Source organism: Natronospira sp. (assembly GCF_007134575.1).
Lineage (GTDB): Bacteria > Pseudomonadota > Gammaproteobacteria > Natronospirales > Natronospiraceae > Natronospira > Natronospira elongata.
The window spans coordinates 1-13138 of the sequence record NZ_SLKM01000110.1; the positions used below are offsets into that span (position 1 = coordinate 1).

The window sequence follows — 13138 nt, forward strand, 5'->3', positions numbered from 1 at the left end:
CGACTGTGTATCGAGCCCTCGATTTCCTGCTCGCCCAGGGTCTGGTTCACCGCATAGAGAGCGAAAATGCCTATGTGGGTTGCCGCCACCCCGAGCGGACCCATGAGTTTCAGCTCCTGATATGCGATGACTGTCGTCATGTCGAGGAGATTGCTGTTTCCGGGGTCACGGAGGCCCTGGGCAAGCACGCAAAGAAGCAGGGTTTCACCGTGACCAGTCAGACGGTGGAAGTACACGGCCAATGTCCAAGCTGTCGCGATAGAGCCTGACCCGAAACTGTGGCCCCTGAACGGAGCCGTCCTTGGGCCGCCGGTTCGCCAATGCGGCTTTTTCGCGGCCGACTCAAGCTCCCGAATCAAGTACAGCGTAAATGTTCGCTCAAATTCGCTAATTAAAGATACGTTATAACAGCATAAATATTTGAGGTATCGCCATGACTGAAACCATCGACAACCGTCTGCCCGTCACCGTCCTGTCCGGATTCCTGGGTGCCGGAAAGACCACCCTGCTCAATCATGTGTTGCATAACCGTGAGGGGAAAAAGGTGGCGGTGATAGTCAATGACATGAGCGAAGTGAACATTGATGCAGGGCTGATTCGTGACGGTAGTGCCAATCTCAGCCGGACGGATGAGCAACTGGTGGAAATGAGCAATGGATGCATTTGTTGCACCCTCCGGGATGACCTCCTTAAAGAGGTGCGTGAGTTGGCCGAGTCGGGTCGCTTCGATTATCTGTTGATCGAATCAACGGGCATCTCGGAACCCATGCCGGTGGCCGCCACTTTTGAGTTCGCCGACGAGAATGGTGTCAGCCTTTCAGACGTTGCCCGACTGGACACAATGGTTACCGTTGTCGATGCAGATAACCTGATCAAGGATTACAGCACCACTGACTTTCTGGCGGACCGGGGGGAATCTGCCGGGGAAGAGGATGAGCGGGCGGTGGTTGATCTATTGGTGGAGCAGATCGAGTTTGCCGATGTGGTGGTGATCAACAAGATAGACAGGGTAAAAGATGCGGATCGTGAGTTGGTCACGGCATTGGTGATGTCACTGAATCCGGAGGCGGAAATCATCTACAGCGAATTTGGAAGAGTACCCCTGGGAAAGATCATGGATACAGGGAAGTTTGATATCCAATGGGCCGTGAACATGCCTGGCTGGGCAAAGGAGATGCGCGGCGAACACGTGCCGGAAACCGAGGAATACGGCATCAGTAGCTTTGTGCTCCGATCCCGAAGGCCTTTCCATCCGGAACGCCTCTTCAAGCTCTTCCATTCTGACTGGGGCAGTGTGGTTCGTTCGAAAGGGTACTTCTGGCTTGCCTCGAGAATGGATTTTGTCGGTGAGATGTCTCAAGCTGGAAGTGCCCTGACGCATCAAGCCGCCGGTTTGTGGTGGGCTGCGACACCTGACTCAGCACTGCCTGCCGATGCGGAGGACCGCGCGGCCATTCGTGAGCAATTTGATGGCCCCTACGGCGACCGTCGCCAGGAGTTGGTGTTCATCGGCATTCACATGGATGAAGCTGCCTTTCGGGCTCGGCTTGAGGCCTGTTTGTTGACCGATGAGGAGATGGCCCTGGGGCCCGAGGGATGGCAGTCCCTGCCGGACCCATTCCCTGAATGGCAGATGCTGGAAGAGGCGGGGTGATCCGCCCAATCCGGTAACTCAGGCAAGGCCGCCGCCCCGCTGGAGTGGACTCAGTTCGGTCGACCAGGGGGCGCCGGCCGTTGCCCTGTCAGGTCTCGCTCAGGCGCTCACGGACCAATTCATCTGCATGCTTCATATCGACCCCTTCCAGACTGTCTGTATCGGCGGTCAATTCATTCAGGATGGTTTGTTGAATCCGGCCTCGAGATTGCGCCTCGGCGTAGGGCAGGTGATGGAACATCACCATGGAGTAGCGGGGAATGAAGCGATTGGGGTGTCGCTCTTCCAGTTTCCAGCCCAGTTCCCTTTGCAGCTTGAACTTGGGGTCGCGCACGGAATCGCGCATTTCCACGTAGTTTTCCAGGGCCATGTCGGCAATGGCGTTGGCATTGGGCTTGCGGCGCGCTTCGGTGGCGGCGAAAGCTTGAGTCCAGTCGCCTTCAAACTCGTCCAGGCAACGGTCCAGTTCCAGACAATCTTCGAAGGCGCAGTTCATGCCCTGGCCGTGGAAGGGTACGATGGCATGGGCTGCGTCACCCAGCAACAGGGCGAAGTCATTCACCCGCCATTGGGGGCTGCGCACCGTGCCGAGTTTGCCCAGGGGATTCTCCAGATAGGTATCAAGCAGATCGGGCATGAGCTTGGTGGCATCGGAAAATTCGCTCTCGAAGAACGAGCGTATTTTTTCAGGGGCATTACCCAGGCTGTTGAAAGACGGTTCACCCTTATGGGGGAGGAACAGCGTCACGGTGAAGCTGCCATCCAGGTTCGGTAAGGCAATCAGCATGTAGCCGCCCCGGGGCCAGATATGCAGGGCGCCGCGCTCCATCTGCCAATCACCGTTCGCTGTGCCCGGAATGTTCAATTCCTTGTAGCCGTGGCCGAGCAATTCCTCGCTGACCGTCATTCCCAGATGGGCTTCCATGGCCTGGCGGGTGGGCGAGCCGGCGCCATCGGTGGCGATCAGGCGATCACAGCCCAGGGCCTGCTTTTCGCCCCTTAGTTCATCGATCAGGTGAATGCGGCGTTGTTCAAAGTCCACCGATTCCAGGGCCTGGTTGAAATGGAAGCGCACCCGACCTGTTTCCTCGGCGGCGTCCATCAGGCGCTTGTTGAGTTCCCCACGGGAAACGGAATAGATCACTTCCTCCGGGCGTTTGCCATAGGCCTGAAAATCCAGGCCGCCCTGCTCGTCATGAAGCATTCGCCCTTCCATGGGGATGAGCAAATCATTGACCCGGTCCATCACGCCGGCCCCTTCCAGGCCCGCGATGCCACGATTGGCCAGCGCCAGGTTGATGGAGCGCCCGGCCGAGATGGTCTCCTGCCGCATGTCCGGACGCTTCTCGAACACCGTCACATCGAAGCCCCGCCGCGCCAGATAGACCGCCATCAATGAGCCGGCCAAGCCGGCCCCGGCAATCATGATTTTTTCATTGCTCATAGGGTTCTATCCATCAATATCGCCTGCTCCAGTCGATCAACGAAGTGATAAAGGTCCTCGAAGCGGTTATAAAGGGGCACCGGGGCAACACGGATGACATCCGGTTCACGCCAGTCACAGATCACCCCGTCGCGTTCCAGCGCATCGAATATCCGGCGTCCATCGCCCTCTTTGAGGCGCAGGGAAACCTGGCAGCCGCGCTGTTTCTCGTCCCTAGGCGTGATGACTTCCACCGTGTCGGCCAGACGGTCGTCCAGCCACTGCAGCAGGGTCTCGCTGAGCTTCAGGGATTTTTCGCGCAGGGCGCTCATGCCCACTTCGTCGAAGATCTCCAGCGAGGCCAGCACCGGGGTCATGGCCAGAATGGGTGGATTCGATAGTTGCCAGCCTTCCGCCCCGGGAATGGGATGGAATTCGGGGCCCATCCTGAAGCGGCTGGACTTGTCATGACCCCACCACCCGGCGAAGCGGGGCAGGGTTTCGTCTTCGGCATGGCGTTCATGAACAAAGCAACCGGCAATGGCGCCCGGTCCGCCATTGAGATACTTGTAGGAACACCAGGCGGCAAAGTCCACGCCCCAGTCATGCAATTGCAGGGGGATATTGCCGGCCGCATGGGCCAGATCAAAGCCGACCCTGGCGCCTTTGGCCTGTGCCGCCTGGGTGATGGCGGCCATATCGAAGACCTGGCCACTGTAATACTGCACGCCGGGCAGCAACACCAGGGCGATGCGATGGCCTTCCGCCTCGATCAGGGCCATCAGGTCCTCCGGGCGGATATTGGTCTCACCCTCTCGGGGGCCGATCTCGATGAGATCCTGGTCCGGGTCAAAGCCGTGGAAGCGGATCTGCGAGGCGGCGGCGTGACGGTCGGAGGGAAAGGCCGGTTTTTCGATCAGAATCGCCGGGCGCTCGGCAGTGGGGCGGTAGAAGCTGACCATCATCAGGTGCAGATTCACGGTCAGACTGTTCATCTGCACCACTTCATGGGCTTTGGCTCCCACCAGGCGGGCATTCAGCTCGGTGAAGTTCTCGTGGTAGGGCATCCAGGGCCGCCGGGCCTCGGTGTGCCCCTGAACACCCAGACGAGCCCAGTCTTCAAGCTCCTCCTCCAGTAAATGGCGCACGCGCCGTGGCTGAAGGCCCAAGGAGTTGCCGGTGAAATACAGACAGTCCGATCCGTTTGGGGCCGGCGGAATATGGAAGGCCGCCCGCCAGTCGGCAAGGGGGTCTTCCCGATCCAGGCGCCGTGCGGTGTCGAGGGAGAAGTCGATGCTGTTCATGGCGGGCTATTGTACCGAAGCCTGCCGCTGGTGCATCTCCCCTCGTCCCGCTCGCGTGGAAGTCTGGCGGTGGGTGAACTAGTCTGAGAGTTGCGTCCTTGAAAAAGGGACCGTCCGGGGGTGCTGGTGGAGGGTCGCGGTGCGGAATTACCTGACTTGTCTCTCGTTTGCCTGTTTTTTGTGCCTTTCCGCCCAGCTTTGGGCCGATGAGGAGCCGGTAGTCCGCCTGGGCGGGGACTACGGCTATCCTCCCTATGAGTTTCTGGATGGCGAGGGCAGGGCGGTGGGTTTCAATGTGGCCCTGGTCCGGGCCATCGCCGAGCGCGAGGGCTGGGATTTGCAGGTGGACCTGGGGCCGTGGGAAGTCCGGAGGCGCGGCATTGAATCCGGTGACATTCATATCCTGCCCATGTTCGTATCCGAGCGGCGCCAGGCGGATGTGGAGTTTGCCACGCCCCATGTCATGGTCTACCACGAGCTTTTCGTGCCCCGTGGTCAAGCAGAAATTGAATCGCTTGATGACCTGGCCGGCCGTGAGGTGATTGTGCAGCGGGCGGCTTATGCTCACGATGTGATCCAGGGCCTGGAACAGGAGATTCATCCCGTCCTGGTGGAAACGGAGCGGGACGCCATTCGCCTGCTGGCCAGCGGTCGCTACGATGCCGCCCTTGTCAGTCAGGTGGGCGGGCGTCAGGTCATGCGGGAGCTGGGATTCGAGAATCTGACCACCACTGGGCCGCCCATCCTCCCGGTGGAGTATGCGCTGGCGGTAACCCGCGGAAATACCGAATTGCTTGAAGTGCTGAACGAGAACCTCGCGGCCCTTCGGGCCAGTGGTGAATTCAATCGGCTTTACGACCAGTGGCTGGGACCAGAGCCGGGGCTTGGATGGGCCGATGTGCTTCGTTATCTGAGCTGGATGCTGGCATTGATGCTGGTGCTGGGTCTGGTGACCATGGCCTGGATTATCTCACTGCGTCGCAAGGTCGATCAGAGGACCCGAGAGTTGCAGCAGGAGCTGAAGGCAAGGCAGGCCACTGAGCGGGCACTGCGGGAGAGTGAGGCGGATGCCCGGGCTACCTTCGAGCACGCTGGTGCCGGGATTGCGCGACTTGACCGGGATGGCAGACTGCTTTCCGTCAACGGACGTCTTTGCGCCATGCTGGGACAGAGCCGGGAGGGTATACAGGGTCAGTTACTGGAAGCCATCGCTCATCCCGGTGAAGTAGAGAAGCTCGAGGATCGGCTGGAGGATTGTCTGGCACAGAAGAATGCCGTGTTCCAGCTTGAGCTGCGTCTTCGTCACCGGGACGGTCAGCCGGTCTGGGTTACCGCTACATTGACGCTGGTGCGGGATGAGAAGGGCAAGCCCCGTCACTTCATCTTTGTCGCTCAGGATCTTACTGAAGTGCGGGAGTTGGCTGAAGAGCTGGACTTTCACAGCCGACACGACCGGGTAACCGGCTTGCTTAATCGAACCGAGTTTGAGCGCCAGTTATGCCGCTTGATTGAAAGCAGCCGCCAGGAAGATCGTGAGCATGCCCTGTTTCATATGGATATCGACCAATTCAAGTTGGTCAATGAGACCGCGGATCATGCCACCGGCGACGACCTCCTGAGGCAGCTGGCCTTGCGTATACAGATGATGCTCGGTAGCAGCGAACGGATCGCCCGCCTGGGCGGGGACGAGTTTGCGGTGCTACTGCCGGATACCAGTTCGGAGCAGGCTTATCGCGTTGCAGATACATTGCGCAAAGCCGTGGAAGGGACGGAATTTCGCACCGCAGAGGGCGCTTTTCGAGTAAGCGTCAGTATCGGCCTGGTGCCCATCCGGCCGGATGCCGTCAGCGCCGGAGACGTTCTCAAGCAGGGCGATGCCGCCTGTTATGCCGCCAAGGATGAAGGCCGCAATCGCATCCATGTTTACCAGGCCGATGATGACCTTTTGCTGGACCGTCACGGTGAGATGCGATGGGTCAATCAGGTGGTGGCGGCTCTGGAAGAGGATCGCTTCGAGCTTCATTATCAGACTATCCGATGCATGGAAGACCCTGAGTGCTTGTGCCTGGAAGTCCTGCTAAGAATGGTTTCGCCGGAAGGTGAGCGAATCTCGGCAGGTCTGTTCATGCCGGCGGCGGAGCGTTACTCCGTGGCCCATCGGGTTGACCGCTGGGTGATTCAGCATGTGCTGGACTGGATCAAGGCGAATCCCGGCACTATGGAGGGCATTTCCCTGTTTACCGTCAATCTCTCCGGACGCAGCCTGGGCGACAAGTCCCTGCTGGATATGCTTTCTCGCCGGGTCATGGAGGCAGGCATTCCCACCGAGAAGCTCTGCTTTGAGATTACGGAGACCGCCGTGATTGCCAATCTTTCCACTGCCAGTGTCGCCATCAAGCGTTTACGGGAACTGGGTTGTCGTTTTGCGCTGGATGATTTCGGTATTGGTCAATCCTCCATGGCCTATCTCAAGAATCTGCCGGCGGACTTCCTCAAGATCGACGGCAGTTTCGTTCGCGACATCCTCGAAGACAGTCGGGATCGGGCCATGGTGGCCGAGATCAATGACCTGGGGCATATCACCGGCAAGCAGACCATTGCAGAGCATGTGGAATCGGCGGAAATTCTCGAGGTGCTCAACCTGATGGGGGTGGACATGGCGCAGGGCTATGCCATCAGCCGCCCCAGGCCGCTGTCGGAATTAGCCGGTTCCAATAGCTTCCCACAGGCCGGAGATCAAGGCGGATAAATTCAGGCGCTTTCCCCAGATCAATTATTCTATATTTGTTCGAGGTGTGTCCTCGCCGCCTCCGGACATGGCCTTTGTGAATTCTCCCGAAATCCTTCAGGATGCCATTCGAGGTCAAGCGGAGAGTTGTAATGGGTTCCAGTGAGTCGTCAGCAAACAAGCCGCGGGTTCAGCTTGAGCGGCTGCTCAAGTTGGCACGGGGTCTGCCGCCTTTGCCTATGGCGGTCGTTCACCCTGTGGACGAAGAGAGTCTGAGCGGTGCCCTGGATGCCGGACTGCAGGGGCTGATTGAGCCGGTACTTGTGGGGCCTGAACAGCGTATTCGGCGCTGCGCGGACAAGGCCGGCCTGGACCTGGGCCAGACTCGACTGGTGGATACCGAGCATAGCCACGAGGCCGCGGATACAGCGGCTGCCATGGCGGCCTCTGGCGAGGTGGCAGCGCTGATGAAGGGCTCGCTTCATACCCGGGAATTTATGGGGGCCATTGTCCCGCGAGCGGTCGGGTTGCGGACCGGGCGGCGGATGAGTCATGTCTGGGTCATGGATGTTCCAAGTTACCCCCGGCCATTGCTGATCACCGACTCCGCCATCAATATTCGCCCGGACCTGATGACCAAGGCCGATATCGTTCAAAATGCCATTGATCTGGCCGCCGCCATGGGCACCGCGAATCCCCGGGTGGCCATCATCTCCGCCACCGAGGAGGTCAATCCCTCCCTGCAATCCACCGTGGATGCCGCGGCCCTGTGCAAGATGGCCGAAAGGGGGCAGATCCGGGGCGGTCGGCTGGACGGTCCCCTGGCCTTCGATAACGCCATCTCCGAGGAAGCGGCAGAGGCCAAGGGTATTGGCGGCGAGGTGGCAGGTCGGGCCGATATTCTGTTGGCGCCCGATGTGGAGTCGGCCAATATGCTGGGCAAGCAGCTTCATTACCTGGCCGGGGCCGATGCTGCCGGTATTGTTCTCGGCGCCCGAGTGCCCCTTGTCCTCACCAGCCGGGCCGATGACCGCTTCGCCCGCCAGGCCGCCTGTGCCATTGCTCAGTTGATGCACAAGGCCGAGCAGGAAGGCCGCGACCGAGCCCTTCGGGAGCGTCAGGGCCTATGAGTGAGGCGCGGCTCCTGGTTCTCAATGCCGGTTCCTCCAGCATCAAGTTTGCGGTTTATGGCATGGCCGCTGAATCCCCTGCCTGGCATGGCCAGGCGGAGGGCCTCGGGGGGCGCAAGCCACAGCTGCTGATTCATGATGGCAACGGCGGCACCCCTGAGGTTCGAAAACTTCAGGATGGCAGTCACGAACAGGCCCTGCGCTGTCTGTTGGAATGGCTGGACCAGACGGTCGGCCACCAGTCCTTGCGCGCTGTGGGTCATCGGGTGGTCCATGGGGGCATCCGTCATGCGGAACCGGTTCATCTGGATTCGGAATTGCTGGACGAGCTGGATGATCTGTCGGGGCTGGCGCCCCTGCATCAGCCTCATAATCTCTCCGCCGCCCGCCACTTGATGAAACTCCGGCCCGAGCTGCCCCAGATTGCCTGTTTTGACACCGCTTTTCATCGCAGCCAGCCCTGGGTCGCGCAGCAGTTCGCCCTGCCGGCGGAATGGCAGGAGCGTGGGGTGCTGCGCTATGGCTTTCATGGTCTATCCTATGAGTTCATCGCCGGTGAACTACAAAGAATTGATCCGGCATTGGCCGAGGGTCGGGCGGTGGTTGCCCACCTGGGGAATGGAGCCAGCCTCTGCGGGATCAAGGGCGGTTTGAGTCAGGCGACCAGCATGGGCTTTACTGCCCTGGATGGTCTGCCCATGGGCCAGCGCTGCGGGGCCCTGGACCCGGGTGTTGTGCTGTATCTGATACAGCAGCAGGGTCTAAGCGTGGAGGCGGTTCAGGACCTGCTCTATCACCGCTCCGGCCTGCTGGGCATGTCCGGGGTCAGTCATGACATGCGGGAATTGCTGGCCAGCGATGAGCCGGCCGCGGCCCGTGCAGTGGCTGTGTTCTGCTACCGCGCGGCCCGCGAGATCGCCTCGCTGGCTGCCGCTCTGGGAGGTCTGGATGGATTGGTTTTCACTGCCGGCATCGGTGAGAACTGCCCGCCGGTCCGCAAGGCCATCGTGGATCACCTGGACTGGCTGGGTTTTAGCCTCGATGAGGATGCCAATGCATCCAATGCCGCGCGGATTCATTGTGCTGACAGCCGGCCTGTATATGTTCTGGCCACCGACGAGCAGGCTGTCATTGCCCGCCACACTCGCGAGCTCATGGCAACCATCCAGGATTGAGCCCCATTGCGCCGGGAACTTGTCACCCTCGCGGTCTTCATAAGACCTTATACTGTCCGAAATTGGACTGCCTGGCAGTGAACAATTCCAGGGCCCTCACGAGGCTTGAGTACCGGGACTTTCCATGACCGATCGTCTGAAGCAGTATTTCAACGTCCGCCGTGACGAGTTGCTCTCCGTGATTCTCGCCGGGCTGTTCTTCTTCTGTGTGCTGACTGCCTTGATGCTCTTGCGTCCCGCTCGCGAGGCGCTGGGGCTGCAAGGTGGCATCGAAGCGGTGCGCTGGTTATTCGTGGGCACCGCCTTCATTACCCTGCTGGTGAACCCGCTGTTTGGCGTTTTGGTCAGTCGCCTGCCAAGACTGTATTTCATCACCGCCACCTATGCCTTTTTTGGCCTCAGCCTGATCGGTTTCTATTTTCTGATGGTTGCCACCCCGGATGTCATAGGCGTGACCACCGGTCAGGTCTTCTATGTCTGGTTCAGTGTGTTCAACCTTTTTGTCACCATGGTCTTCTGGGCGTTGATGGCGGATCGCTTCTCCCTGGAGCAGGGCAAGCGACTGTTCGGCATGATCGCGGTGGGTGGCACCTGCGGTGCCATCTTTGGCCCCTGGCTGGCCTCCTTGTTGGCCGAGCCTTTTGGCACCCCGGTACTGCTGTTGGTCTCCACGGCATTTCTCGGGCTTGCCGTGGCCATGGCATGGGCGCTGGCCATGCAGCAACCGGAGAAGCCGCAGCCCGGTGCGGAGCTGGATCCGGATGCACCGCCAGCGGTGGATGAACATGCGGTGATCGGTGGCAGTGCCTGGGCCGGTTTCAAGGCGGTTTTTCAATCCCGCTATCTCATGGGTATTGCCGCCTATGCCGTGATTCTCGCCATCATGGCCACCTTTCTTTACTTCACGCGCTTGCAGATGGTCGCCGCCCTGGGCGATGACATGGACTATCGCACCACCATCTTTGCCCGGATTGATGTCATTACCCAGGTAGCCACGCTGATTCTCCAGGCCTTCATTGCCGGCCATCTCATGCGCCGGCTGGGTGTTCACATCACCCTGATGCTGCTGCCCCTGACAGCCGCGCTGGGTTTCATCGGCCTGGCCCTGGTTGCTTCCCTGGCCGCCTTGATCATCTTCGAGGCCTGTTTTCGCGCCGTGCAGCGTGCCATACAGCGTCCGGCCCGGGAGACGCTGTATACCGTGGTCAGCCGTGAAGACAAGTACAAATCCAAGGCATTTATCGACACCTTCGTCTATCGTGGTGGTGATGTGGTGGGGGCTCAGGTAGAAGGCCTGCTCGGGCGTTTGGGCATGGGCCTGGCCGGGATCGCCAGTGTTGCCGTGCCCCTGGCTTTGGTCTGGGCCGGTCTGGCCCTGTGGCTTGGGCGGGCACAGCAAGGACTGGTTGGGCGTCTGCCCGTTCCCCAGCAGGATGGACCCGGTAAAATGGCCGCTGCTGCGCGGCGGTAAACAGATCCTTCGACAAGGTGAGGAGATCATGATGATCACACGACGCGAGTATCTGAAGCTGTCCATGGCAGCCGGTGTAGCCCTGGCAATCAAACCCGGCATCATCTGGGCCGGAGATCGTGATCTGCCAATGATCACCCGCACCATTCCCGGCACTGATGAAGCCGTCCCGGTTGTGGGCCTGGGTAGTTCGGCTACCTTCCGCAGCGTTGCCGAAGCCGGTGAATACGATCGCATCAAGGCCGTGTTCGAGAAACTGGCGGGGCATGAAAATAGTGTCTTCGATACCGCGCCCGGCTATGGTGGCTCCGAGGAAGTGGCCGGGCGCCTGGTCAATGAGCTGGGCATACGCGACAAAGTGTTCTGGGCCACCAAACTCAATGTGGCGCCCCGCGGCGGTGGCAGTGCCGACCCCGAGGCCGCCCGAGAACAGCTGGAGCGCTCTTTCGACTTTGTGCGCAAGGATCCTATCGACCTGATTCAAGTGCATAATCTGGGTGACGTCGAGACCCAGATTCCCATCCTCAAGGAATACAAGGAAGAAGGTCGCATCCGATACATTGGTGTGACCACGACCTTCCCACGCCAATACGAGCAGCTCGAATCGGTCATGAAAAACTACGAGCTGGACTTTATCGGGGTGGATTACGCCATCGACAACCACACCATGGAGGAGCGCATCTTTCCCATGGCGAAGGACAAGGGTATCGGCGTGCTGGTCTATGCGCCCTTTGGCCGCACCCGTTTGTGGGAGAAGGTGGACGGCAAGGAAGTCCCCGATTGGGCGGCGGAATTCGACGCCCATACCTGGGGCCAGTTCTTCCTCAAGTGGGTCGTTGCCAACCCGGTGGTTACCGCAGCCACGCCGGCCACCAGCCGGGCCCGCCATATGGCCGACAACATGGGTGCCGCCCTGGGCAAGCTGCCGGATGAAGAGATGCGTGCACGCATGGTTCGGCACATCGAGTCCTTGTAGGTGCTATTGAGGATGGTCCGGATTCGAAGAGTGGATATAATCGAGGCACCCCCATCGCCACCGGTGCGGGGTGTTTCTTTTTTCTGCAAAGGGAGACAGCATGGAATCATCAAGAACAAGAATCATTGCCATTGCCGCCAGTGCGGGTTTGATGCTGGGCCTGATGGCCTGTGGGTCGGATGAAGAGGAAGGGGTAGCCGTATCCGAGGCGCAGCCCGAGGAGCCCATGGCCGTATTTGATATTGCCGGGCACTCTCATCGCCTGCCTATCCGCTGTTTTGTGAGTGATCGGCAAATGGCCATCTCGCCAGCGGACGCCGATGGCGAGGAATATGACCTGCCTGAGGGTATGAGCAGCCTTTCCCTGTCGGGAGATTTTACGGCTGAGCGAAACCAGATCGTGGTCATGGCCATGTCAGACAGTGACGATCCCCGTCACTACTATCACTGGGTGGTACGTGATGGCGACAATGCCCTGGGTGAGTTCAATGCCCTGGAGATTGATCGTGAGGCCGGCAGCGTGCGTGCCGAGGCGGTCTTCCACAACCAGGCCTATGACTCCGATGACTCCCTGTTCGGGCGCGGCGAGGAACAGCCGGGTACCGTCACCATCAGTTGCTAAACGTCCAGGTCACGCCTGTCGGTCGAGTGGCCGGCAGGCGGGCCGACTTAGCCTTCCGGCAGAGCCGGAGAGCGCTTGACCACCCCATAGGCGAAGCTGGTGTCGATTGAGCCGATTCCCGGAATGGTGTGGATGGTGTCGCGCACGAAGCGCTCGTAGTCGTCCAGGCTGTGGGTCACCACTCGCATCAGATAATCCCGCTGGCCGGTCATCAGAAAGCAGTCGATGATCTCGTCGATCTCCTTCACCCGCTGCTCGAACTCCTTCACCGTGTCTGTATCGTGCCGGGCCAGGGCAATGCGGACGAAGACCGTGATGGGGTAGCCATAGGCCTTCTGATCCACCACCGCCGTGTAACCCCGGATCACCTTCTGCTCCTCCAGCCGCCGTACCCGGCGCAGGCAGGGCGAGGGGGAGAGGTTCACCCGCTGGGCCAGCTCCTGATTGCTCAAACGGCCATCCAGTTGCAGCTCACGCAGGATTTTGCGGTCAATCTTGTCCATATCCCCTCTCGATTGGCAGAATCTGCCAAAAGACTGCGCCTTGGCGCCATGAATTGCAAGCAAATGCCCCGAAATAGGGCATAGCATCAGGGCATCGCCAACGGAAGACAGTCGCAAGACGACGGGAGCAGCACCATGGCCGCAGACAAGCA

11 protein-coding genes are annotated in these 13138 nt (G+C 59.9%); 8 read left to right on the forward strand and 3 right to left on the reverse strand.

What is annotated here, in order from left to right; all coding sequences use genetic code 11:
• Together ACJWXQ_RS04295 and zigA are read left to right on the forward strand one after the other, a co-directional pair.
• A partial coding sequence (locus tag ACJWXQ_RS04295) for a transcriptional repressor (RefSeq protein ID WP_406672238.1) occupies positions 1-269 on the forward strand: 269 nt, incomplete at its 5' end.
• 164 nt (positions 270-433) lie between these two features.
• Positions 434-1654, forward strand: coding sequence for a zinc metallochaperone GTPase ZigA (gene zigA / locus ACJWXQ_RS04300; protein WP_346052561.1), 1221 nt, complete (start codon positions 434-436; stop codon positions 1652-1654).
• Positions 1655-1742: 88 nt separating this feature from the next.
• On the opposite strand, the gene ACJWXQ_RS04305 is transcribed toward zigA, so the two are convergent.
• Both ACJWXQ_RS04305 and kynU read right to left on the reverse strand, forming a co-directional pair.
• The gene (locus ACJWXQ_RS04305; protein ID WP_346052559.1) at positions 1743-3098 is read right to left on the reverse strand and encodes an NAD(P)/FAD-dependent oxidoreductase; all 1356 of its coding nucleotides are present in this window, start codon (positions 3096-3098) and stop codon (positions 1743-1745) included.
• On the reverse strand, positions 3095-4381 hold the full coding sequence (gene kynU, locus ACJWXQ_RS04310) for a kynureninase (RefSeq protein ID WP_406672239.1): 1287 nt from the start codon (positions 4379-4381) through the stop codon (positions 3095-3097). The genes ACJWXQ_RS04305 and kynU overlap by 4 nt, the downstream gene beginning before the upstream one ends.
• Before the next feature lie 139 nt (positions 4382-4520).
• On the opposite strand from kynU, the gene ACJWXQ_RS04315 reads away from it, so the two are divergent.
• The 6 genes from ACJWXQ_RS04315 (at position 4521) to ACJWXQ_RS04340 (ending at position 12483) form a co-directional block, all read left to right on the forward strand.
• Positions 4521-7130, forward strand: a complete 2610-nt coding sequence (locus ACJWXQ_RS04315) for an EAL domain-containing protein (protein WP_406672240.1) — start codon at positions 4521-4523, stop codon at positions 7128-7130.
• Between the two features lie 131 nt (positions 7131-7261).
• Positions 7262-8239 (forward strand): bifunctional enoyl-CoA hydratase/phosphate acetyltransferase, encoded by a 978-nt coding sequence (locus ACJWXQ_RS04320; protein WP_346053219.1) that lies wholly within the window; start codon positions 7262-7264, stop codon positions 8237-8239.
• A complete protein-coding gene (locus ACJWXQ_RS04325; RefSeq protein WP_346053218.1) occupies positions 8236-9414 on the forward strand; it encodes an acetate/propionate family kinase in 1179 nt (392 codons plus the stop codon). The genes ACJWXQ_RS04320 and ACJWXQ_RS04325 overlap by 4 nt, the downstream gene beginning before the upstream one ends.
• A gap of 124 nt (positions 9415-9538) precedes the next feature.
• Complete coding sequence (locus tag ACJWXQ_RS04330) at positions 9539-10885, forward strand: MFS transporter (RefSeq protein WP_346053217.1); 1347 nt, start codon at positions 9539-9541, stop codon at positions 10883-10885.
• A gap of 28 nt (positions 10886-10913) precedes the next feature.
• Positions 10914-11861, forward strand: coding sequence for an aldo/keto reductase (locus tag ACJWXQ_RS04335; protein ID WP_406672241.1), 948 nt, complete (start codon positions 10914-10916; stop codon positions 11859-11861).
• 100 nt (positions 11862-11961) lie between these two features.
• Positions 11962-12483 carry a hypothetical protein gene (locus ACJWXQ_RS04340; RefSeq protein WP_346053213.1) on the forward strand — a complete coding sequence of 174 codons (522 nt, stop codon included), beginning with the start codon at positions 11962-11964 and terminating at the stop codon, positions 12481-12483.
• Positions 12484-12530: 47 nt separating this feature from the next.
• On the opposite strand, the gene ACJWXQ_RS04345 is transcribed toward ACJWXQ_RS04340, so the two are convergent.
• Positions 12531-12986, reverse strand: coding sequence for an Lrp/AsnC family transcriptional regulator (locus ACJWXQ_RS04345; RefSeq protein WP_346053212.1), 456 nt, complete (start codon positions 12984-12986; stop codon positions 12531-12533).
• Positions 12987-13138: the final 152 nt, after the last annotated feature.